Consider the following 22448-nt stretch of genomic DNA (forward strand, 5'->3'; position numbering starts at 1 on the left):
CGAAGACGAGGGAAAGGACGATGCCCATGAAACTCACGCACGTGGAGCTGCAGAACTGGCGCAACTTCGCCCACATCGAGTTCGACTTGAACACACGCCTCTTCGTCGTCGGCCCCAACGCCTCCGGCAAGTCCAACCTGCTCGACGCCCTGCGCTTCATCTCCGACGTGGCCAACGCCGGACTGTACGAGGCATCAATAAAGAAGCGAGATAGCTTCCGATCGATCGTTCACGCTAATGCCGAAGAATGCACCCTCGCATTCAAGTTCGATAGCAGCGCTCTGCAAGGCTATGAGCTTTCACTGGAACAAGTTCACGAACCTGTAATTTACGACGGCGAGGAAGTCGGAGAAGAATTAGCCGACATGCCCTACGTCAAAGCAGAAAACATCTTTACCGCTGATGGAAACGTTCATCCTTCCCCATACGTGTCCCACATATTGGGTCACGAGGTGGTGTTCGCACATGAAACTACCCTACAAAGCGCAACTCTGAGCAACAGCTTCAAGGGCATCCGCGACTACTTCGTCGGCATCCACTACATCCACCCGAATCCGAAGAAAATGCTCGAGCGCGGGCGCTACGACGAGCACGCCACCGGTTTCACCCAGCGCGTCGCCTCGCGCCCCGACGTTGTTCTGCAACCCGCAATCGCGCGCATCCGGCCGATCCTGGCTTCGATAGTTCCCGAAATACCCCGTTTGAGCTATGTGCGCATCGGCGCGAACGACGACATCATCTTCTACAGCGACGACCCCCAGAAACCGGGCGCCTTCACCCACATGCGATTCTCCGAAGGAACTCTGCGTATCCTCGGAATCCTCTTCGAACTGGCAACGCTTCCAAAAGACACGTCGCTGGTCCTCATCGAGGAGCCCGAGCTGTTCATGCAGCCCTCCGTCGTCCGTTCGCTTCCAGACTTCTTCGCTGCGGTCGCAGCGGACAGGAACGTGCAGATGATCATCACCACCCACTCCCCCGACCTTATCGACAACGAACTCATCCGTCCCGACCAGGTTCTCATGCTTGAGCCCACCGACACGGGAACCAAAGGGACGCTTCTCTCAGAGTCGCAAGACCCCCGGGTACGCAGCTTCGTCGAAACGGCTTTTCCCCTATCCGAGGCTGTGGACTCCGTGAACCGGCGACGAATCCCACTTGGAATATGGGACCACCGATGACTGTCAGCAAGCACCCGCAGGTTTTCGTCGAGGGCAACACTGACGAACCCATTGTGAGAGCCCTGATGACGGCAACGGGATGGGTCTCCGAGGAGTACAGGATCTTCTGCGCGAAGGGGAGCGGAAACATAATCCGCTCAATCACCAAGCACGCAGAAGCGGCCAGGCAGATCCCTCGCATCCTGTTCCTCGACAGCGATAACAAATGCCCAGTCGATATGCGGAAAGACCTGGAAAAGGAACTCACGCATATCCCTGCCGATTTCGTCCTCCGTATCGTCTGCACGTGCATCGAATCCTGGGTACTCGCGGACTGCGAAGGATTGGCCAGCTTTTGCGGCGTGGGCATTGCAGCGATCCCCGCATCGCAGAAGCTCGCACCGATACACAACCACAAGAACGAGCTTCTCAAGGTTCTTAGAAAATCAAAGTCTCCAAAAGGCCGGGAGATGACCCAGGGCAGCGGGAACGACTTGCAGTTCTCTGACGATTACACACGTCACCTCGCCGACCTCATGACCGACTACTGGGACGCCGAGCGCGCCGCTCAGAACAACGACAGCCTCCGGCGGGCCATCGCACGGCTCAAGGACCTGCGCGCCCGCCTCTGCACCGATGCCGTGCCGGAGGTGCGACAATAAGGCCATGAGTGGAATCGACGCCTCCGCATTGGCCGACGGCCTGCGCGAGCTGCTGACGCGCGCGCGCTTGGTCACCTGGCTTGACCAGGGCCGCGAGTACACCGACCAGGTCGACGAGGTCGCCGCCCTGGTGCCGGACGCACAGCTCATCACCGTCGACCACAACGAGTTCGCCACCAAACTCCGCGTCCTCCGCGACCAACCGAAAGACGCGTTCATCCTCTACCGTCCCGGCGACCTTCCGCCCCTGGACACGGACCTGTTGGCCGACATCCGCTGCGGGTACCCCGCGTTTTCCGCCGACGCCTCGTCGATGCTGGCCCGCGAACTGGACCTGGACGACGACCTGACGCCCATTCTTCGCGAATACGACGGTTTCTTCACCCGTGAGCGCATCCGCCGCATCAAAGACCGCAAAATCCAGATCAACGACAAGAACAAGCTGCTGGCCGTCATGAGTGCCGTCCTGCTGGGCATCCACGACCACTCCTTCTCCTCGATCTTCGTCGAACTGGCCAACTCCGACGCGTGCGAACAGGCTAAGATCGGCAAACTCAAATGGGGGCTCGCCGACTTCTTCTGGGAAGGGGCGCGCTCCATCTGGAAGTACCAGGGGGACCCAGAGCTCAACAACCTCATGACATGGCTCTTCATCGAGCAGCGCCGGGGCTGGGACCCCGCCCTCGCCTCGGCCCAACGCGACTTCGCCACCTGGATGGGCGGCGTCAAGAACCAGGACGCCGTCAAAGTCTGGGCGACGCGCATCAGCGAGGACCTTGGCCTGGCCGAAGAACTCCCCAGCCTCGACACCGCCGACCTGGAGCGGGACCTGGTCACCCCGGGCGTCGACGACCAGCTGATCCGCCGCGCGGTCACCTCCCTGATCGACGGGCGCTCCAATGCGGCCGACGTGCGCACGCAGAGGAGCAGGCGCGCCTCCTCGCTCTGGAAGGAGGAATCCGCCAGCGCCTGGGAGGCCGCCGAGGCCGGCGGCCGGTTCCTCCACCTGGTCCACACCCACCGGGACGCCGCGTTCCGCACCGCGGGTGAGGGATTCGCCCTCTACACCGACGCTGCGAACGGCCTGTGGCAGGTGGACCAGGCGTACCGCCACTATGTCCGCGCCTCGCGCGCCGCCGGGGACCCCGACGTGTTCGGAGAGCTCGACGCGGCCGTCGAGACCATCTACCTCCACGACTTCCTGCGGCCCCTGTCCGCCTGGTGGGACGCGGCGGTCCGCGCGCTCCCCACATGGCGCATTCCCGCCCACGCCTCGTCGAACCCGGGCCGACAATCCGACTTCTACGACCTCATGGTCCGCAACGCGAAGAAAACCGCAGTCATCGTCTCCGACGCGCTCAGGTACGAGGCGGGGGCCGAACTGGCCGAAAGACTCATCGCCCGCGGGGGCGCCACCGTCGAGATCACCCCGTGGTACACGCTGCTGCCGTCCGTGACCGCGCTGGGCATGGCCGCACTGCTGCCCAACCGCAGTCTCAGCACCGGTGTGCGGGCCGACGCGTTGGAGGTACGGGCCGACGGCGAGCCCACGGGTGGCCTGGCCGCGCGCGACGCGGTGCTGCGGGCAGCCAGCGGCGACCGGATCACCGCGCACTCGTACCAGACGATCGCGGGAATGCTCAGGGACGACTTGCGCGCCCTGGGCAAGGGCATGGCAGCGATCTACGTCTACCACGACCACATCGACGCCGTCGGCGACCACGCGGCCTCCGAGAGCGGAACGCCCGAGGCGGTTGAGAGGGCACTCACGGATCTCGCTGCGCTGGTCACGCGCCTGCGCTCCGCGGACTTCCACCGGATCCTCATCACCGCCGACCATGGCTTCCTCTACCAGGCCCGGCCCCTGCCCGACGACACGACCGCCAAGCAGGGGACCGCGCCCCGCGCCGAGAAGATCCTCCTCAAGAAACGCCGCTACCAGTTGGGCGACGCCATGGAGAGCAGCGACGACTTCGCCGTGTTCCCCGCCGCCGATGTCGGGCTCGCCTCCGGGCCGGATGTCGCACTGCCCTTCGGGATGCGCAGGAGCCGCATTCAGGGCCGGGGCGACCAGTTCGTCCACGGCGGCGCCAGCCTGCAGGAGATCAGTGTTCCCGTCATCGAGGTCAACACAACCGCCGGGCTCAAAGCCCACGATGTCGAGGTCGAGCTCTCCTACTCCACATCGCGGATCAGCATGACCCGCATCACCCCGAAAGTCATCCAGAAGGACCCCATCGCCGAGCGCATCCGCCCCATTGAGATCACGGTCGGCATCATCGACGCCGACACCGGAAAGCCCCTGTCGAACGTGGAGCGCCTCACCCTGGACTCGGTCGAGGCCACGCGCCTTGACCGCGCCAGAACCGTTGAACTCATCCTGTTGGACGGGATCCTGCAGGAGTACGCGGGAAAGACGGTACTGCTGGCCGCACACAAGGTCGTCAACGGAATGCGCGCATCGGACGCCCCCGTCGCGTCACTGGAGTTGGAAGTCCGGGACACCGGTTTCGGCGGACTAGGAGGATTCACCCTATGACACGCGAACTCACGCCCGTCGAGGCGAAGGCCTCCAACGCCTTCGCCGGGTACATCGTCCGCAAGGACCTGGTGCACCAGGTCAAGGGCAACGCCGTCGTCCCCTCGTACGTCCTGGAGTTCCTGCTCGCGCAGTACTGCGCGACGACGAACGAGGAGGAGATCCGCTCCGGCGTCGAATCCGTGCGTAAGATCCTGGCCGCCCACTACGTGAACCGCGGCGAATCAGAACTCATCAAATCCCGGATACGCGAGCAGGGCGGCTACCGGATCATCGACAAGGTCTCCGTTTCCCTGGACGAGGCGAACGACCGCTACGTGGCGTCCTTCGAGAACCTCGGGGTGGCCAACGCCCTGGTCTCGGACCAGACTGTCCGCGACAACGACCGCCTGCTCACCGGTGGTGTGTGGTGCATGGCCGACATGTCGTACTTCCCCGCCCTAGAGGGCGCCAAGACCGCCCCGTGGAACGTCTCGCGCCTGCAGGCGATCCAGCTGCCCCGGTTCTCCTTCGAGGAGTACGCCGACGCCCGGGGCCAGTTCACGACGCAGGAGTGGATCGACCTGCTGGTCGCATCCGTGGGCCTGGACCCCTCGAAGCTCTCCGAGCGCGCCAAAATGCTCCAAGTCCTGCGCCTGGTCCCCTACGTGGAGCGCAACTACAACCTGGTGGAGCTCGGCCCCAAGGGCACCGGGAAGTCGCACATCTACTCCGAGTTCTCACCCCACGGGATCCTGGTGTCCGGCGGCGAGGTCACCCTGGCGAAACTCTTCGTCAACAACGCGACCCACCGCATCGGCCTCGTCGGATTCTGGGACGTCGTCGCCTTCGACGAGTTCGCCGGACGCAAGCGCGTCGAGCAGAACCTGGTCGACACGATGAAGAACTACCTGGCGAACAAGTCCTTCTCGAGGGGCGACAGCCCCACGACAGCGCAGGCGTCCATGGTTTTCGTCGGCAACACCATGCGCACTGTGCCCGCCATGCTGGCCACCTCCGACTTGTTCGAGGCGCTGCCCGACGCCTACCACGACACGGCGTACATGGACCGCATCCACTACTACCTGCCCGGATGGGAGGTCGACGTGATCCGGCCCGAGCTGTTCACCTCCGGCTACGGCTTCATCGTCGACTACCTGGCCGAGGCGCTCCGTCACCTGCGCACCCTCGACTTCTCGGGGGACCTCTCGGGCCACTTCGAGTTGGACTCCCACATGTCGACCCGCGACCGCGACGCCGTCCGCAAGACCTTCTCCGGCCTCGTCAAACTCATCCACCCCGACCGGGACGGCACGCCCGCAGAGTTGGAGTCGCTGCTGCGCCTGGCCATGGAGGGGCGCAAACGCGTGAAGGACCAGATCATCCGCCTCGATGAGACCATGCGGGAGTCCGGCTCGCACTTCCTCTACACGGTGTCGGCATCCGGTGGCGAGCGCGCTATCCGCACGCAGGAGGAGATCGACTACCCCGAGTACTTCACCGCGGACGACGACCGCCCCGCAGGCGAGCCGCCCACCACAGGAGGGACTCATCCCCAACCCCCGGTGGGCGGGGCGGCGCAGGAGACTGCTCCCAGACCAGCCGACCGCCTCGACACCCTGCGTTCTCGCGCAATCCCCAAACGCGAGGAGGTCGAAGCACGGATAGGGGTGTCCCTGCCCAAGATGCTGCTCCCCTACCTGGTGGACGCCCAGAAGATCACCATCGTCGACCCGTACTTGCGGAAGCGCCACCAGATCGCGAACATCCACGACATCCTGATCCACATGGTCCAGGCCGTCGGCCTGGCGGCACCCCCTCGCGTCCACCTCGCCACCGGTCGGGCAGAGCCCGACAGAGCCACTGAGCAGATGCAACTGCTCAACGACCTCTGCCAGACGTGGGGCCATTTCGGCGTCGAGATCGACTACGAGTTCGTTGCCGACATCCACGACCGCGTCATCAAAACGGACACAGGCTGGGTCATCGACCTGGGTCGCGGCCTGGACGTGTACGAGCGGTTCCAAGCGCTGTCGAGGTTCGATCCGCGCTTCGACCTCATGGAGCTGCGCAGGACCAAGGGCTTCACCTTCAACGCGCAACGAACGGAGTAGGACTCCTAGGCGCGTGTGAGCGCTGTTATCATCGAGTTAGGCACATCGTGTAGGGCGGTGGGCCAACCAGTGGAGGCGCCCCATGAACCAGCAGAATATCAGCGGTATTGGCGACGGAAACACCATTAGTCAACACCAGCACATTGGCGATCAAACACTGTACTCACTCAGTCTTGACGGTCTTGCTGAGGAGGACGCCCTCGCCCGAAGGGTGACGGTAACTGAGCGCTACAGCCGCATGAGATCAGCATTGGTTGCGTTCGTTTTCGCCCTTCTTGGATTCGGATGCCTTGCGTACTTCTACTGGAATGACGGATGTCCGGGACTCAGCAAACTCGTTGAGCTTGCACAAGAGAGCCTACTCACAGTCATCTTTGAGTACACATTGCCACTAATAGTGGGAGCCACGGCTAGCGCGTTCTTCGGGAAGAAGATAACAAAGCCCACGGACATTGAGATCAGGAGCAAAGGCAGGCGAAAGCACATCTACAGCATCGCGCGCGAAAAAGGGTACTCAAAGAGAGAGTGGCGCCGTGCGCAACGACGCACAAGGGATCGGGCTTGACATCAACGCCGACTGTTTCACGTGAAACATCCCGTCCCCGCAGAACGCCCGTTGTTTCACGTGAAACAACGGGCGTTTTCACAGCTCACCGAGTCGGCGCCACGAGATTCCGTTGGGCGATGAGTTCGCACGATCGCTCGTCAGTAGCAACAACACCACCACAACGCCAACAGCGCACTCAGCAACCAGCAACCCCCGCCTCGCGACCTGCGCACGAGACGGTGTTCACCCTCAAGGAGCGCCCATCAGCGAGGGCACTCGCCAGCGAGGCACCACCCACCAACAGCACTCAACAACCGGTCTGCCCCGCCTCGTGACCTGGGCACGGAGAAGCGTCCACCTATGGAGAGCGCCCCCATCAACGAGGGACAACCCTCCGCCGAAGACACTCACCAGCAAGGACACTCACCAACAAGCGCACCCCGCCACCGCCCCCGTCAACTGCGGGCAGCGGACACCCCCCGGGGCACTCCCCGCCTCGCGGCCCGGGCCCGGGCGAGCGCGCCGTGGCGGGGGGCGAATACCCAGGCGAGGGCGAAGAATCCGATGAGCACCAGGACGATCGTCGCACCGGTGGGAACGTCGATGGACCATGAGAGGTAGAGGCCGACGATCCCGGCCAGCGCCCCCAGGGCGGGCGACAGCCACATCATGGTGAAGAGGCGGTCGGTGAGCAGGCGCGCGATCGAGGCGGGCGCGACCAGCAGGGCGAGCACGAGCACGTTCCCAATGGTCTGCACGGAGATCACCACCGCCAGGGCGACAGCCGTGTACAGCACCAGGTCCGTAGCGAGGATCCTCACCCCCGCCACGCGCGCGGTCTCGCGGTCCAGGGTGACGGCCACGATCCACCTGTGGAAGACGCACAGCAGGGTGAGCACCACCGCTCCCCCGCCGATGGCGACCGGCACGTCCGACGCGGGGACGCCGGTGATCGACCCGAAGAGGAAGTCCTGCAGGCTGCCCGCGTAACCCGGGGCGCGCGCGATGATGACGACCCCCAGGGCGAAGGCGCCGACGAAGAGCACTCCGATGATCGAGTCCTCCTTGAGGCGCCGGCTGTGTGAGAGCAGGGCGACCAGGACGGCCGTGGCCACGCCCGCTATCGCGCCGCCGAGCACCAGGGATCCCGACGTGAGGAAGGCGATGGCAAGCCCTGGGAACACGGAGTGCGCCACCGCGTCGCCGATGAACGCCATTCCGCGCAGCACCACGTGCACGCCGACAGCACCGCACACCACGGCGGCCAGGACCGCCATGAGGAGCGCGCGCGGCAGGAACGCCAGAACCGGATTCGTCAGGTCCCGTAGGAAATCGACGGGGCTGAGGAACTCGGCGGCGCGCACGATCACCACCCCGTTCACGCGACCACCCCCAGGGCGCTCAGCAGGGGGTTGTCCTCGCGCACCTCGAAGGTCCGCACCCACACGTCGGCGTCGCGCAGTTGATTGGGCGTGCCCGATCCGATGACGGTGCCGTTGATGAGGTAGAGGCGGTCGCACTGGGCGCGCGCCCCCACCAGGTCGTGCGTGGTCATGAGGACCGCGCTGCCCGATGCCGCCAAGGAGGCGAAGAGGTCCATGAGCAGTTCCTGCGTGGGCATGTCCAATCCGGTGAAGGGCTCGTCGAGCAGCAGGACGGAGGGCTCCAACGCGAGGGCGCGTGCGACGAGCACCCTTTGCCGCTGTCCGCCGGAAAGCTCCGCGACCGGCCGGTCGGCCAGTTCCCTCATTCCGACTTTCGCCAGCGCGCGCTCAACTGCCCTGTGGTGTGCGAGGCGGGGGCGCGCGAGGAGCCCGAGCCTGACGCTCACGGCGCCCAGGACCGCGTCGCGGACACTGATGGGGAAGTCCCACGCGAACTCGTGCCGCTGCGGCACGTACCCGACGGCGGCTGCGCATTCGATGCTGCCCGCGGCGGCGGGGACCAGCCCGAGGATGGCGCGGATGAGGGTCGTCTTGCCAGCGCCGTTGGGGCCGATGAGCCCGACCAGCTCCCCCGCCGACACCGTCAGGTCGACGTCACGCAGCACGGGCCGCCCGCCCAGGTTCACGCTGAGGCCGCGCACGACCAGCGGGCTGTCCGCCTCCCCCGTCGGGCCCTCGCCCCCTGTCGGGCGAGCGCCTCCCCTGTGCGACTGTTTCACCGCGTTCCCTCCTTCGACGAGGCGGGGGCCGACGTCCGCTCGCCCGTTGACGAGGCGGGGGCCGGGTCCGCTCCCCCAGGTCCGGCTGCCCGGTCATTCCCCCCGGTTGTGTCCGATTCTTCGGCTCCTTCCATCCCCTCGGCCCCGTCGGCCTCCGCGATGGCTTTGCGGCGCTCGGCGGCGATGCTCCTCGACCGCATGATGAGGACGGCTCCGAGGGCCACGGTGATGGATGCGGCGACGACGAGGGCGATGATGAGCATCACCTGGTCGGAGAGCCCGGTCCCGTCCGCGGATGATCCGGTGGGCACCCGCGCCTCGTTCGCCGAGGCGCCGTCATCGGCCAAGCCGCTGTCCCCTGCGGGGCCGGCGTCGGCCGCCGAGCCCCCTCCACCCGCAGAATCCGCAGAACCCGCAGAACCCGCAGAACCCGCGGCGCCCGCCTCAGCGGCCGCAGCCGGAGCAGCGGCGAAGGCCTCGTCGGCGGAGGTCTGCGACCCGACTGCGAAACGCAGGGTCGTCGAGGCGCTGAGCTGCTGCCCGTCGGTGGTCCGGGCGGAGAAGGTGAGGGCGGCCGTGTAGACGCCGGGCGCGGTGAACACCCAGTTGGCGTGGACGTGGGTGGAGGCGTCGACCCACACGTCCTGGGCCTGCCCGCTCTGCCCGTCGACCAGGAGCCGGGGCTTGCCGAAGGTGCCGTCCTGGAGGAACATCCACGTCCGCCCGGGGCCGCTGACGGATCCGATGCGCATGGTGGCCCCGCGGTCGATGGCGGAGACGACCCCGGGGTCCTGCGTGTTCCAGCCGAGCCACACGACGTCCGGGTTCTGCGTCTGCGGCACGACGTAGTACTGCTCGCTCGCTTGGGCGCCCATGAAGGCGTAGTCGGAGCCTGTGGGGGCCGCCATGAGGGCGGCGTTGCTGACGCGCAGCACCGTCCGGTCGGGGTCCCGCCACACGGGGTGGGCGCCGGAGTCGTCGCGCAGGGCGACGCTCCACTGCCCGTCCACCATGCGGGGGCCGATGTCCACGTGCCCGGTGCCGATGATCGCGGACTCGGTTGACGCCTCCTCGTCGGCGCCGACCGTCTGGTCCAGGGCAGGGTCGTCCGCGGCCCGGGCGGGGGCGGTCCCCAGTGCCAGTGCGATGATCCCCACCGCCAGGGAGGCGACCGCGCCTCGTGTGCGGAGTCTCATGGTGTCTCCTGTTCTGTGTCCCCCAGGCACGTCGCCAGGGAGTGCGCGTTGAAGCGCATCATGTCGATGTAGGTCGGGGCGCTCGCGTCCAGGGTGTCCCCGTAGAGCGGGCACACGCGGACCCCCGCGTCCTCGGCGGCCGTGCGCAGGGTCGACCGGGTCCGCGCCAGGTTGGGCTCCAGGAACACGGCGGGGATGCGCAGGTCGGTGAGCGTCGCCTGGAGCCTCACCCTGTCGGCCACGGAGGGCTCCACCCCCGGGTTGGGGGCCACGAAACCGGAGACCTCGAGGCCGTAGGCCCGTGCGAGGTACCCGAAGGCGTCGTTGGTGGTGACGAGGCGCCGGCGCTCGGGCGGTATCCGTGCGATCTCGGCCTGCACCTCGGCGTCGAGGCCGTCGAGCCGCGCGAGGTAGGCCGCCGCGTTGCGCTGGTACTCGTCTGCGGAGGCCGGATCCGCCTCCGCAAGGGCGTCGCGGATGACGCGCACATAGGCGGCGGCGTTGTGGGCGTCGTGCCACAGGTGCGGGTCGATCTCGCCGTGAACGTGTTTGCCGAGAACGGCTTGCGGCAGCATGTACACGTCGGAGCCGGGTTCGCCGACGAATCGGTACCCTGTGCCCGGCACTTGGGTGAGGGTCCGCGTGGGCACGTCGATGACGACGTCGTCGAGGCTGTAGGACTCCATGGCGGACAGGCCTGTTCCCCCGGTCGAGCCTGCTCCCCCGCCTTCCCCAGTGGTCGGCGGGGCCGCCGCGGGGAGCGGTGTGGCGCCCTCCCCCACTGCGCCCTTGTCGGCGGCGAGGGTCAGCATCCCACGGTCGAGGTCCGCGGTGATGTCGGCGTGCCCGGCGGCCAGTACGGCGCGGCCCTGCTGGGCGGCGACCTCGTCCGCCCCGACGCCCACCGCGAACACAGCGGTCCCGGAGCCGAGCGGGGTGGGCGCGGCGCCGGGGCTCGTGCGCAGGCGGGCCTCGAAGTGGATGCGGTACACGCCGGGCTGTGTGAACGCCCAGCTCATGTGCTGGTGGGCGTCGGCGGGCAGCACGGAGGTGTCCGCCTGGTAGCCCGACGCCGCGTCGAAACCGTCGGAGGAGGCGAATCCGACCTGCGGCTCACCGAAGGAGGTCGTCAGGTAGGCCGACGCCGCGCCCGGCCCCTCGACCCCCGTGGCGACCAGGTCGACCTCGGATGAGCGGTCCGCCCCCAGGGAGCGGCCGCTGCCGATCACGCGCATACCGAGCCAGACGGTGTCCAGGCTCCGGTCCTCCACGAGGGGCAGCACCGTCGCCCCCTGTTTGGCGGCCTCCTCAGCGACGGACACGGACTTCGCGTTCGCCGGCAGGTTGGCGTCCATGGCCCGGATGATCGCGTGCTCCTCCAGCAGCAGGTAGTTCGACAGGGCCACGTCCGCGTAGGCGACATCGCGGATGGTGCGCAGAGAGGGCTCCCACGAGTGGGGGTCGGCGCCATCGGGCACCATCTGCGTGACGCTCGCGCGGTCGCCGGCGACGTTGCGCGCCAGGTCCGCCAGAATCCCCGTTGTGGCCACGACGCGGATGCGGTCCTGCTGGGCGTCGGCCCCCGCGGCGGTGCTGGAGCACGCGGAGGCGGACAGGGCGGCTGCGAGCAGCAGGCCGGCCGCGCGACGCCTAGTGGGCACTGCGGTTCCCCACTCTGTCCTGCGCGCCCCTGCGCCGGGACGCTCCCACGGCCACGCAGCCGCTGAACACCAGTGCTGTGGCGAGCAGGAGGATCCGTTGCGCGTCGGCACCGGTCGTCGCCAGCGTGAGGTCGCATTCATCGCCCGAGGCGGTGCGGCCCACGACTTCCGAGACGACGGGGCGCCCATTCGCCCCCGTCGCGCCCGTGGGCGTCAGGCGAGTCGTGGTGCCGCCGCCGGTGCCCGCCAGGTCGGCGCCCGTCGGCGTGACCCGCATGGAGAGGGTGAGGGTGTAGGTCCCGGGCTCGGTGAAGAGCCAGTTCTGGTGCGCGTGGGTGTTGGGCGGCAGGGTGTAGGTGCTGCCGGCTCCGTCGAACACGTGCTCGCCGACCCCTCCCCCGAGGCTTCCGGAGTTGAAGACCGCGACGCGCCCGGGACCGTCGACGGAGTCAAGGGTGAAGTTCACCCCGCCTGTGGTGCCGTTGACGATCTCGTCCCTCTGGGAGTTCATGCCCAACCAGGGGACGCCCGGCACCTGGGTGGAGGAGATCAGCCACACCTGCGACCCGGGGGTGGCGACGAAGGAAGTCTCGTCGGGCGCCGTGATGCGGGCGGCGTCACCGAGGGCGAAGGTGAGGGAGGCGGGGTCCACCCATTGCGCGGGCGCACTGCGATCGTCCTTCACACGCGCGACCAGTTGCCCGTTCTCTATCGCGGGCCCCAGGTCGAAGTGCCCTTCCGTCGCATTCCCCGAGGCCCCCGGACCAACGCTGAAGGTGAGGGTCGTGCGCGCCGTGTTCGGCGAGGCCTGGTTGGAGGTGAGCGACGCCTGTTCCTCAGCGGTCGCCTCGCGGGTGATCGTGGTGGCCACGCACTTCTCGCCGCTCGACGAGGCGCGGGCCGCATTGCGCGCGTCCGACTGTCCGCTCGCCCTCCCGTCGCCCTGTGCGCTCGGCGAGGCGGTCGTATTACTGGCCGGGGCGGTCTGCTGTTGCGCGGTAGCGGGCTGCGATGGCGCATTCGATGCGGGAACGCCAGCGGGGGCGAGGGCATTCGCGATCGCCTCGGATCCCACGGCGACGCGCAGCGCGAGTGTGGCCGGTGACTGGACGACTGCGTCGGTCGTACTGCTCCACGCGGTGATCGTCATATTCAGTGAGTACTCACCCGGAGCTGTGAACATCCACGACAGCGTCCCCTCGGTCTGCTCCCCCAATGGGAGGATCGAGTAGGCCTCCGTGTCCGCGTCGGCGATATTGAAGGACCCGCCGTGGAGGACTGCGGTCGCCTTCCCGTTCGGATCCCTCCTGTACACGAGGACTTGGGAGCCCTCGGGACCCGAGGCCGTGACATTGATCTGCGCACGGTCGTATCCGGCCTCCCTGAGCGCACCCAGGGACCAGCCGAGCGCGTCCGCCCCATCGCCGGGCGCCTGGCCCATCTCGTAGCCCTCTGCGGACATGGGCGCATTCGCGCCTTTCAGTAGAGCGGAGTCATCCACTCCTAGCACCGCGTGTTGCGCATCCACTGCCAGCCCGTCCAGCGCGAGGCCGAGGCTCAATGTTTCACGTGAAACAGTCGCGACGACACGGAAGTCCCGACCGGCGGTTGCAGGAGCCTGGGAGCCGCCGCTCATGGGAGCGGCCTCATCGGAGGGCGCCACATACCCAGGAGAGGATTGCGGACCGAAAGAGTCGACGACCGCAGAGTCGACCGCCGCCACTGGGGAGGGAGCCGCCCCACCATCCCCTTCGGACGCCCGCGCCCCTCCTTGCACGAGGGGAATGAGGAGCGCCGCACCCGCCAGCGAGGCGACGATCGTTCGTCGGAGCCGCTGGGTCCCGCTGACCGGGGCCAACGGACGGGAGCGGCGATTAGTGACGGCCATGGAATCCAACCTTTGACTGCAATTTACATTGAATGAGAATCGTTATCATTATAGGCTCTGGGTTCCCGGAACGCCCAATCGATGCGACAACGCTCTGAAACCCGGGGCTCCGGGCACACTGCCCGCGGCTCGGCCCGGCCGTTCCCCGCATCCTGGACACCCCGCGCGCCCCTCGCGCAGCCACGTACCCGTCACCCCACCTGCGTCCTTCGGCCCCAGGGAACTTCATAGCCACGACACCGCCACCCCAGCGCCCTGCGCGCCCACCCCAATGTGCCTGGCGCACCTCGACGACCAACAGTCCGACAACGCCAGGCAGGGCCGCCACTCCCCCGCCTTGCGCGCCTCGGGACGGTGGGCCTTTCCCCCATGCGCCTGGTGCGCCTTCCGGCCACCGGAGCCATCCGATCCGGGCAAAACGGATCGCGGACGCGCGCAGCGGAGATACCATGAAGTAGCTGACTGAGGAGGCGGAGTGGACGAGATACTCATTCGGCAGCGCGAGAAGACGCTGCGCCAGTTCAAGGCCAAGGGCCAACCGGTCCATGAGTCCGAGGAGTTCATGGACAACGCGTTGCAGTACATGGACGCCCACATGCAACAGGCGTCCTCCAAAGTGGAACTCGCATTCCTCGCGGCCGAGTACTCCCAGAACCAAGCGGGCCGCACCTGCATCCCCTCCGTCGGGGGCACCAAGTTCCGCCCATGGAACTTCAACCTCCTCTCAGTCGACGAGAGCGTCGAGAACCTGCACTTCGTCGCGGTGCGGGCGAAGGACTGGGCGTTCGCGCAGGTTTCCACCTCGGATGGGAGGAACCTCGCCCAAGGCACACCCGAGTACCTCAACCACATCGCGACTGTGGATCCTGATTTCATCCAACTGCTGCGCGAGAACCCCGACCTCTTCGACGGCATCGCCTCCGGGCGGATCCGCCTGCACAACGATATGTGCTGGGTCGATGACACGGGCCTCGACTCCATCCAGTACCGCTCGCAGCCTTTCGTCTTCACGCCCGAAACCTTGGCGGTCCTGAGAGAGAGGATCCACTCATGACCGAGTTCATCGCGCTGCGCCCCGAGCGCGTCGACCAGATCATCACCGCGTGGGCTGCGGTGCGATGGCCCCTCAAGGAACGCCACGCCGCCCACCTGTTCGCCCAGACCGGCTTCATGCCCGACAGGCACGGCACCCACGCCTTCCGCTCGGAGCTGTGCCCTGTGGCGGACTCCTTCTTCATCTCGAATGGGAAACACGTCCAGAGCGCGCACGTCGCCCTATCGACTATCGCCACTCCTGACCAGTACGGACGCTCCGCTCCGCTCACCCAATCCGTGTACCTCACCTACGCCCAGATCATCGACGCCCGTACCGGCGCCAAGCGCGAGGCCGAGGACGACGGGACAGGACCGCAGGCGCGGTGGCGCCTGGCCAATGGATCGAACATCGTTCTTGGAGCCAATCAAGCGCTGGTGGATCTGACAGTCAACTCCCCCGAGCAGACGGCGATCCTCGATTGGCAGATCCTCTGGGAACTCCAAGGGCGGCCCGAGTAACGACCCGACGAGGGGAACGGAAGCAAGATCCCTCCCCGCCCCCGCCAACAACGCCACACCCTCCTGCACCAGCGCAGCCCCGGCGCACGATGCCCGCCAAGGGCGACGGAAGCGACGCGCCAGCGGATGTTCAGAAGGCTGACGGCATGAGCGCGGGCGCAAGCGCAGTCTCCCCGCGCAGAGCGCCGACGAACCCACTCCCCCCGGGAACAGAGCCCGATTCGCGGAGCGCCCGCCCCGCACCATCAGTTGGTAGCCCCAGGGCCGGGAGTCGGGACCCACCCCGTTAGCGAACGCCTCCGGGGCTAGGAGTCGGGACCCACCTCGTTAGCGAATGCCTCCGGGGCTAGGAGTCGGGGCCCATCCCTTCATCCCCGGATGGGATGCCGGGAACGGATCCCGCCTCGTGAACCGATCGCGATCACAGCGCCATGATCACCGCACGCCGCGCGGCGCGGGACACCCGCCCCACAGCGCGGCAAGACCCACAGCCCCACTCCGGAAGCATTCGATTGTTTCACGTGAAACAATCGAATCGCGCCCACTGGGACACCCTTTTCCGGCCTGCGGTACCCGCCCGCACCGGAGCCGAAAAAGTGGCACACTTGACCTATCCGCGCCCCGAACGAAGGGCGCGTCAGAACAAAGGAAGACACGCGTGAGCACGCCCACCCCCTCCCCGCAGGGAAAGACACCCCACCACGGCACCCGCCTCGACCCTTGGTTCGACGCCTACGCCGAGCGAGCTCACAACCTGCGCGCATCCGAGATCCGCGCTCTGTTCTCCGTCGTGTCCCGGCCCGAAGTCGTTTCCCTGGCCGGCGGAATGCCCAATCTCAAGGATCTGCCGCTCGACCGGCTCGCCGCCTCCGCCGAGCGCCTCATCACCAGGCACGGAGCGCAGGCCATGCAGTACGGGAGCGGGCAGGGTTGGGAGGTCCTGCGCGAACGGATCACCGAGGTCATGACCTACGACGGCATCATCGGCGCCGATCCCGACAACGTCGTCGTCACCACGGGGAGCCAGCAGGCGCTCGACCTCGTCACCGAGCTCTTCGTCGACCCAGGCGACGTCGTCCTCGCCGAGGCCCCCTCTTACGTAGGCGCCCTCGGCGTCTTCCGCGCGCGCCAAGCCGACGTCATCCACGTCCCCATGGACGAGCACGGCCTGATTCCCGAGGCCCTCGTCGAAACGATCCGCAATGCGCGCGCCGCGGGGAAGACCATCAAGTTCATCTACATCGTCCCGAACTACCACAACCCCGCTGGGGTCACCCTCTCCCTGGAACGGCGCCCGGTCATCGCCGAGATCTGCATGCGCGAGCGCATCCTCATCGTGGAGGACAATCCCTACGGCCTGCTGGGCTTCCACTCCGACCCCCTGCCCGCTCTCAAGTCCTTCTCCCCCGAAGGCGTCGTCTACCTGGGCTCCTTCTCCAAGATGTTCGCACCCGGGTTCCGCATCGGATGGGCGTACGCCCCCCACGCGATCCGGGCAAAGCTGGTGCTCGCCTCGGAATCCGCCATCCTGTGCCCCTCCATGGTCGGCCAAATGGCCATCGCGGACTACCTCGGCGATTACGACTGGTACGGGCAGGTGAAGTCCTTCCGCGCGATGTACGCCGAGAGGTGCAAGGCGATGCTGGACTCCCTGGCCGAGTACATACCCGATTGCCGGTGGACCGTTCCCGAGGGCGGCTTCTACACGTGGGTGACCCTGCCCGACGGCCTCGACGCGAAGGCCATGCTCCCCCGTGCTGTGCGCGCGCGGGTCGCCTATGTCGCCGGAACGGCCTTCTACTACGACGGCCAAGGGAACGACCACATGCGCCTGTCCTTCTGCTACCCCACACCCGAGCGGATCCGCGAGGGAGTCCGCCGCCTTTCCACCGTCGTCAACGCGGAGAAGGACATCGTCGACATGTTCGGAACAGGTGACAACCCGTCGTCCCGCTGACCGCCGACCCACATCTAGGAGCACCCCATGGCAACCCCCACCAAAGTCCTCATCATCGCCGGCGGGCTCACCCACGAGCGCGACGTCTCCGTCCGCTCGGGGCGCCGGGTGGCGAATATCCTCACCCGCGCAGGATTCGTGGTCCGCATCACTGATGTCAATGACACGCTCGTGTCCACTATTGCCTCATTCCAGCCCAATGTCGTATGGCCCCTGGTCCACGGCTCCATCGGCGAGGACGGCTCCCTGCAGACGCTACTGGAATCCCTCGGCATCCCCTTCGTCGGATCCGCGAGCGTCCAATCCATGCTCGCCTCGAACAAGCCGACGGCGAAGGCGCTCCTGGCCTCGGCGGGAATGCCGACACCTGGATGGTTCTCACTCCCCCAGGCCCTTTTCCGCCAGGTCGGCGCCACCAACGTCCTCAGCGCCATCGAGCACGGCGTGAGCTTCCCCGTCGTCATCAAACCCACCGACGGCGGCAGCGCCCTGGGGCTGTCCACGGCCCACAACGCGGAAGAACTACGCACCGCCATGGTCGACGCCTTCGCCTACGGGCAGAAACTCATGGTCGAGCAGCGCATCGACGGCCGCGATGTCGCGGTCTCCGTCGTCGACCTGGGCGACGGCCCCATCGCCCTGCCGCCTGTGGAGATCTCCACCGACGGGGGCCGCTACGACTACGACGCCAGGTACACGACTGACGAGACCGAGTACTTCGTGCCCGCCCGCCTCGAATCGAATGCGCTCGCCGATCTGCGCGCGGCAGCCATCGAAGCCCACACCGCGTTGGGACTCCGCCACTTGTCCCGCATCGACTTCGTCATCGACGAGGACGGGACGTGCTGGTTCATCGATGCCAATGTCGCACCCGGAATGACGGACACGTCGTTGCTCCCCCAGGCGGCGGAGGCGGCCGACGACTATTCCTTCGCCGCGTTCTGCAAGGAGGTCGTCGACTTCGTCGCCTCAACCGGCGGGAACTCCACAAGCGAGTAGCCCCGCGGCCCCGATGCCAAAGGCGGCCAGAGCCCCGGATCCTGGAGGATCCGGGGCTCTTTCCCCGCTCAGAGCAGGTAACCGAACTCTCTGAGGCGCTGACGCGCGTCCAACGGATTCGTCCACAGGATCCCGCCCATGCCCATGAGTTCGGCCGCCCGCACGTTGACCTTGCGGTCATCGACGAAGACAACGTCGTGGACGTTCGATCCCGACTGGACGAGGGCGTCCCTGTAGATCCCGCGTTGCGGTTTGCACACCCCGTAGTCGCAGGAGAACACGAAGAAGTCGAAACAGCTCCCCCATTCGGACTCTTTGATCGACCGGGAGACCGAGTAGGGGGCGTTGGAGACAATGCCGAGCCTCGCTCCTCCGCGCCTCAGATCGCGGGCCAGTTCGATGACATCGGGATTGGCGTCGAGCATGCGCGCCGTATCCAGGCCGACGAGTTCCTTGAGGGTCGCGGGGCTGGGTTCGGGGAGCCCACAGTCGCCGGCGACACGGTCCCAGAACTGCCTATCCGAGCAACCTGCATCGTACTCGCCGCGATGCGCCCAGATCGCCTGGTCGACGAGGCGGGCGAAAGCCGCCGTCTCCTCGCCGAGCAATGCGGCAACAGCCAGCGGATCGGGATGGGAGTCCACCAGCACGCCGCCGACATCGAAAAGCACGCTGCGCGTACTGCTTGAAGCAATCATGCCTTTCGCTCCTTCATCAGATCGGGGTTCCCGGCACTGGAAACCCTTAGTGTATTTACCGGTATCCGGACGCGCACGCGCTAAGAATGTCAGCTTTCGAACATACCGACTCTGAGCAGCAGCGTTCTACGGATCTGGATGCCCTCAGTGTCGGAGAATGAGATCGGCAATGCGCTGCAGGTCATCGGAACCCGCGAACTCGATGACGATCTTCCCCTTCTTGCGCCCTTCTGTGATCGTCACGCGCGTTTCGTAGACATCCTGGAGTGCGGTGACAACACTCTCCCCGAGCGCCGAAACCTGTGGCTTCTTGCGGGCGCGCGGCTTGGGGCCCGCTTTGACCTTGCCGAGTCGCACCAGCTCCTCCGTGGTCCGCACGGAAAGGCCCTCACTGATGATCCGATCAGCCAAGCGCTCCATCTCATCGGCTGAGGGAAGCGCCAGGAGGGCGCGGGCATGGCCTGCGGAGATCACCTGGGCGGCGACCTTCTTCTGAACGGCGGGGGGCAGCTTCAACAGACGGAGGGTGTTGGCGATTTGCGGACGAGAACGCGCGATGCGCTTGGCCAGTTCTTCCTGCGTCGCACCGAAATCGGCCATGAGCTGCTGATACGCGGAAGCCTCTTCCAGCGGATTGAGCTGAGCGCGGTGCAGGTTCTCCAGAAGGGCGTCCCGCAGCAGATCACTGTCATCGGTTTGCCGGATGATCGCGGGAATCGTCGTCTCGCCCGCCAGCTGGGAGGCGCGGAGCCGGCGCTCGCCCATAATGAGCTCGTACTTCGCATCGGGCTTCTCGGCGAGGTACTCCTTGAGTCGGCCTTCAGGTTCACCGTCAGGAATCGGGCGCACGACGACCGGCTGCAGGACGCCGACCTCTTTGATGGAGGCGGCCAGTTCGGCGAGATCCTCCTCGTCGAAGATCTCACGGGGTTGCTTCGCATTGGGAACGATCTGATCAACAGGAACCTCCGCGAAGGAGGCGCCCGGAACAGGAAGCAGTTCAACCTCTTCCGATGTTTCACGTGAAACATCGGAAGGGGCATCCGGCACCAGCCGTTCCACGGGGAGGACGCTGTCAGCCCCGGCAGAGGGCGCACGATCCGTTCCCCTGGAAGGCGCGGCTCCGTCTTCCGCCACGTCTTTCACTGGAGTGGCCTGTCGCAGCATTTCCGCTCGCTTAGCAGGGCCCCGTTTCTTCCCCTGCGCGGAAGAGCGCTGCTTCGGCTGGAGCAGTTCCTTCGCTGAACCACCGCGTTGGCGGGTGTTCCCCTCGGGGAAGAAGACATCAAGGGGACTGCCGCCGGCCCTGGGCGCCGGAGCCTGCGACGGAGCATCCTGCACCGGGGGGATGAGCGCCCCGAGCCCCCTGCCAAGACCCGTGTGCTTGCGCCCGCGCTTCACGCCATCAGCCTTCTGAACATCCGCCATTGCGATACTCCTTCAATTGCGTCAGCTCATTGTTTCACGTGAAACAACCCCGCGGGCACCGTCAGGGCGCGTCATTGGTCACTTTCGGGAGCACTCGTTCAAAGCGGTCGGCAAAACGTTCATGACCTGCGGAAACGTAGCATATTGATGCGCGGGCTCCGCGTGAAACATACAGCTTAGGCGTGCCCGCGACTGCGGCGCCAGCGGCACACGGTGCACGGCATCACTCGGACTGCGGGAAACGGAGACTGACCTCCAGGGCGGCCATGCGGTACGCGACGGCGCCCACCGAACGCGCGTCGTAGGTGACCACGGTCTGCCCGTACGAGGGCGCCTCGGAAACGCGGACGTTGCGCGGGATGACTGTCCGCAGCGTCTGTTCCGGGAAGTGCGCGCGCACCTCGGCCTCGACCTCTTCGGAAAGGCGCGTGCGCCTATCAGCCATCGTCAACAGCATCGTCGACACGCGCAGGCCGGGATTGAGATCCGCCCCTATGCGCTCAACAGTCGCCCAGAGCTGGCTCAGCCCCTCGAGCGCGTAGTACTCGGCCTGGATCGGGATCAGCACCTCATCCGCAGCGACCATGACATTGAGAGTCACCAGCCCCAACGACGGGGGGCAGTCGATCAGGATGACATCGATGTCGTCGCGCGAGTCGAGGAACTCACGGAGCGCATTGCGCAGGAGGAACTCCCTCCCCTCGACATCGACCAGCTCGATCTCGGCCCCCGACAGGTCGATCGTGGCCGGGCAGACGCTGACCCCCTCGATATCCGGGCACGGCCTGAGGACCTCCTCGATGGAGGCGCCACCGATAATGACATCGTAAGTGGACAGGACGCCCGTGTCGTGCTCGACACCGAGCGCGCTGGACGCGTTCCCCTGCGCATCGGCGTCGATGACGACGACATTGAGGCCACCGAGTGCGAATCCAGCGGCCATATTGACCGTCGACGTCGTTTTGCCGACGCCGCCCTTCTGATTGGCGATGGCGATAGTGCGGGTGCGCTCAGGACGGCCGAAGGTCGCGTCATCCAGCATCTTCAAATCGCGCAGCGCGCGCTCGACTTGGCCGGATAGAGGCGCGTTGTTCTCAGTGGTCACGGCTCACCTTCCTTCGGGCTCACCACTAGTCTACGTGCGAATACCCGCGGCGGGCAGCCGCCCTGCGGAGCAGGGCGCAGGGAGCTGCGCCACGGGGCGCTACTTCGTGCGCGTGCATTTCACGATGTAAGTCGACTCGTCCTCCATGACCGAGGGGACCTCGTGGATCTGCGCCATCAAATGATGGCGCTTCAATTCAGAAGCTGCTTCTTCTATCTCAATCGGAGCTCTCCGTCCCTTGAGTGCGACGAGCGCGCCCCCCGGTGCGATGAGCTTCGAGGTCATGCGGACCAGCTTCGCCATATTCGCAACAGCGCGGGCGGTGACGACATCCGCTTTCCCCTTGCCCCGCAGCTCCTCCGCGCGCGCCTGGTGGATAGTGGTGTTGTCCAGGCCCAGGGCGTCGACCACATCCGCCAGCCACTCGCAGCGCCTCGCCATCGGTTCGGCCAGGTGGACGTCCAAGTCCGGTCGGCACACGGCGATGACGATGCCCGGCAGCCCCGCGCCCGAGCCGATGTCCAGCACCTGGCCCCGGCGGGGCAGGAAGTCCAGGACCGCGGCCGAGTTGACGAGGTGGCGCGACCAGATGCGCTCCATGTCGCGCGGTCCGAGGAGGCCCCGCAACTCCCCCTCCTCCTCGAGCATGCGCGCGAATTCCGCGATGTCTGCGAAGGCGGGACCGAAGAAACGGCGCACCTCGTCTGTGGGAGCCTCCGGGGTGAAGGGATCGCCCGCCCGGCGCGGCGCGCGTCCACCGTCGCGCCGGGCGGGCACCCCGTCGGAGGGGCTCAGGG

The 22448-nt window shown here is 66.6% G+C and carries 18 protein-coding genes; 9 read left to right on the plus strand and 9 right to left on the minus strand.

Features of this window, described 5'->3' with window-relative positions; translation table 11 throughout:
• Positions 1 to 26: 26 nt before the first annotated feature.
• The 5 genes from BH719_RS06530 to BH719_RS09370 all read left to right on the plus strand — a co-directional run bounded on the left by BH719_RS06530 (position 27) and on the right by BH719_RS09370 (position 7019).
• Positions 27 to 1181: an AAA family ATPase gene (locus tag BH719_RS06530; RefSeq protein ID WP_009744024.1), complete on the plus strand. Its 1155-nt coding sequence runs from the start codon at positions 27 to 29 to the stop codon at positions 1179 to 1181.
• Positions 1178 to 1822 (plus strand): hypothetical protein, encoded by a 645-nt coding sequence (locus BH719_RS06535; RefSeq protein WP_009744025.1) that lies wholly within the window; start codon positions 1178 to 1180, stop codon positions 1820 to 1822. Before BH719_RS06530 ends, BH719_RS06535 begins: the two co-directional genes overlap by 4 nt.
• 4 nt (positions 1823 to 1826) lie before the next feature.
• Positions 1827 to 4361, plus strand: coding sequence for a BREX-1 system phosphatase PglZ type A (gene pglZ, locus BH719_RS09695; protein ID WP_009744026.1), 2535 nt, complete (start codon positions 1827 to 1829; stop codon positions 4359 to 4361).
• The gene (gene brxL, locus BH719_RS06545) at positions 4358 to 6454 is read left to right on the plus strand and encodes a BREX system Lon protease-like protein BrxL (protein ID WP_009744027.1); all 2097 of its coding nucleotides are present in this window, start codon (positions 4358 to 4360) and stop codon (positions 6452 to 6454) included. The genes pglZ and brxL overlap by 4 nt, the downstream gene beginning before the upstream one ends.
• Positions 6455 to 6536: 82 nt before the next feature.
• Positions 6537 to 7019 carry a hypothetical protein gene (locus BH719_RS09370; RefSeq protein ID WP_009744028.1) on the plus strand — a complete coding sequence of 161 codons (483 nt, stop codon included), beginning with the start codon at positions 6537 to 6539 and terminating at the stop codon, positions 7017 to 7019.
• Positions 7020 to 7456: 437 nt separating this feature from the next.
• Here the strand turns inward: BH719_RS09370 and BH719_RS06550 are convergent, their stop codons facing one another.
• The 5 genes from BH719_RS06550 to BH719_RS06570 all read right to left on the minus strand — a co-directional run bounded on the left by BH719_RS06550 (position 7457) and on the right by BH719_RS06570 (position 13484).
• Positions 7457 to 8383: an anchored repeat-type ABC transporter permease subunit gene (locus tag BH719_RS06550; protein WP_009744030.1), complete on the minus strand. Its 927-nt coding sequence runs from the start codon at positions 8381 to 8383 to the stop codon at positions 7457 to 7459.
• Positions 8380 to 9093 (minus strand): anchored repeat-type ABC transporter ATP-binding subunit, encoded by a 714-nt coding sequence (locus BH719_RS06555; protein ID WP_034255743.1) that lies wholly within the window; start codon positions 9091 to 9093, stop codon positions 8380 to 8382. The genes BH719_RS06550 and BH719_RS06555 overlap by 4 nt, the downstream gene beginning before the upstream one ends.
• 68 nt (positions 9094 to 9161) lie before the next feature.
• A complete protein-coding gene (locus tag BH719_RS06560) occupies positions 9162 to 10361 on the minus strand; it encodes a choice-of-anchor M domain-containing protein (protein ID WP_009744032.1) in 1200 nt (399 codons plus the stop codon).
• On the minus strand, positions 10358 to 12022 hold the full coding sequence (locus BH719_RS06565; protein WP_009744033.1) for a metal ABC transporter solute-binding protein, Zn/Mn family: 1665 nt from the start codon (positions 12020 to 12022) through the stop codon (positions 10358 to 10360). Before BH719_RS06565 ends, BH719_RS06560 begins: the two co-directional genes overlap by 4 nt.
• Positions 12012 to 13484, minus strand: a complete 1473-nt coding sequence (locus BH719_RS06570) for a TIGR03773 family transporter-associated surface protein (protein ID WP_245683271.1) — start codon at positions 13482 to 13484, stop codon at positions 12012 to 12014. The genes BH719_RS06565 and BH719_RS06570 overlap by 11 nt, the downstream gene beginning before the upstream one ends.
• A gap of 901 nt (positions 13485 to 14385) precedes the next feature.
• On the opposite strand from BH719_RS06570, the gene BH719_RS06575 reads away from it, so the two are divergent.
• The 4 genes from BH719_RS06575 (at position 14386) to BH719_RS06590 (ending at position 18420) form a co-directional block, all read left to right on the plus strand.
• On the plus strand, positions 14386 to 14964 hold the full coding sequence (locus BH719_RS06575) for a hypothetical protein (RefSeq protein WP_009744035.1): 579 nt from the start codon (positions 14386 to 14388) through the stop codon (positions 14962 to 14964).
• Positions 14961 to 15464, plus strand: coding sequence for a DUF6301 family protein (locus BH719_RS06580; RefSeq protein WP_009744036.1), 504 nt, complete (start codon positions 14961 to 14963; stop codon positions 15462 to 15464). Before BH719_RS06575 ends, BH719_RS06580 begins: the two co-directional genes overlap by 4 nt.
• A 658-nt stretch (positions 15465 to 16122) precedes the next feature.
• Positions 16123 to 17421, plus strand: coding sequence for an aminotransferase-like domain-containing protein (locus tag BH719_RS06585; RefSeq protein ID WP_009744037.1), 1299 nt, complete (start codon positions 16123 to 16125; stop codon positions 17419 to 17421).
• A 27-nt stretch (positions 17422 to 17448) separates the two neighbouring features.
• Positions 17449 to 18420, plus strand: coding sequence for a D-alanine--D-alanine ligase family protein (locus tag BH719_RS06590; RefSeq protein WP_009744038.1), 972 nt, complete (start codon positions 17449 to 17451; stop codon positions 18418 to 18420).
• A 68-nt stretch (positions 18421 to 18488) separates the two neighbouring features.
• Here the strand turns inward: BH719_RS06590 and BH719_RS06595 are convergent, their stop codons facing one another.
• The 4 genes from BH719_RS06595 to rsmG form a co-directional block, all read right to left on the minus strand.
• Positions 18489 to 19118 carry an HAD family hydrolase gene (locus tag BH719_RS06595; protein WP_009744039.1) on the minus strand — a complete coding sequence of 210 codons (630 nt, stop codon included), beginning with the start codon at positions 19116 to 19118 and terminating at the stop codon, positions 18489 to 18491.
• Positions 19119 to 19262: 144 nt separating this feature from the next.
• Complete coding sequence (locus BH719_RS06600; protein ID WP_009744040.1) at positions 19263 to 20546, minus strand: ParB/RepB/Spo0J family partition protein; 1284 nt, start codon at positions 20544 to 20546, stop codon at positions 19263 to 19265.
• A 223-nt stretch (positions 20547 to 20769) separates the two neighbouring features.
• Complete coding sequence (locus BH719_RS06605) at positions 20770 to 21651, minus strand: ParA family protein (protein WP_009744041.1); 882 nt, start codon at positions 21649 to 21651, stop codon at positions 20770 to 20772.
• A gap of 99 nt (positions 21652 to 21750) precedes the next feature.
• Positions 21751 to 22428: a 16S rRNA (guanine(527)-N(7))-methyltransferase RsmG gene (rsmG, locus tag BH719_RS06610; RefSeq protein WP_034255746.1), complete on the minus strand. Its 678-nt coding sequence runs from the start codon at positions 22426 to 22428 to the stop codon at positions 21751 to 21753.
• Between the last annotated feature and the right edge of the window lie 20 nt (positions 22429 to 22448).

The sequence above is a fragment of the Pauljensenia hongkongensis genome (assembly GCF_001746855.1).
GTDB lineage: Bacteria > Actinomycetota > Actinomycetes > Actinomycetales > Actinomycetaceae > Pauljensenia > Pauljensenia hongkongensis.

Excerpts from the sequence above, each read along its gene's own strand:
- BH719_RS06530 (WP_009744024.1), top strand. The coding sequence starts at position 27 with ATGAAACTCACGCACGTGGAGCTGCAGAACTGGCGCAACTTCGCCCAC.
- BH719_RS06535 (WP_009744025.1), top strand. The coding sequence starts at position 1,178 with ATGACTGTCAGCAAGCACCCGCAGGTTTTCGTCGAGGGCAACACTGAC.
- pglZ (WP_009744026.1), top strand. The coding sequence starts at position 1,827 with ATGAGTGGAATCGACGCCTCCGCATTGGCCGACGGCCTGCGCGAGCTG.
- brxL (WP_009744027.1), top strand. The coding sequence starts at position 4,358 with ATGACACGCGAACTCACGCCCGTCGAGGCGAAGGCCTCCAACGCCTTC.
- BH719_RS09370 (WP_009744028.1), top strand. The coding sequence starts at position 6,537 with ATGAACCAGCAGAATATCAGCGGTATTGGCGACGGAAACACCATTAGT.
- BH719_RS06560 (WP_009744032.1), bottom strand. The coding sequence starts at position 10,361 with ATGAGACTCCGCACACGAGGCGCGGTCGCCTCCCTGGCGGTGGGGATC.
- BH719_RS06570 (WP_245683271.1), bottom strand. The coding sequence starts at position 13,484 with ATGTCCGCAGAGGGCTACGAGATGGGCCAGGCGCCCGGCGATGGGGCG.
- BH719_RS06580 (WP_009744036.1), top strand. The coding sequence starts at position 14,961 with ATGACCGAGTTCATCGCGCTGCGCCCCGAGCGCGTCGACCAGATCATC.
- BH719_RS06590 (WP_009744038.1), top strand. The coding sequence starts at position 17,449 with ATGGCAACCCCCACCAAAGTCCTCATCATCGCCGGCGGGCTCACCCAC.
- BH719_RS06595 (WP_009744039.1), bottom strand. The coding sequence starts at position 19,118 with ATGATTGCTTCAAGCAGTACGCGCAGCGTGCTTTTCGATGTCGGCGGC.
- BH719_RS06600 (WP_009744040.1), bottom strand. The coding sequence starts at position 20,546 with ATGGCGGATGTTCAGAAGGCTGATGGCGTGAAGCGCGGGCGCAAGCAC.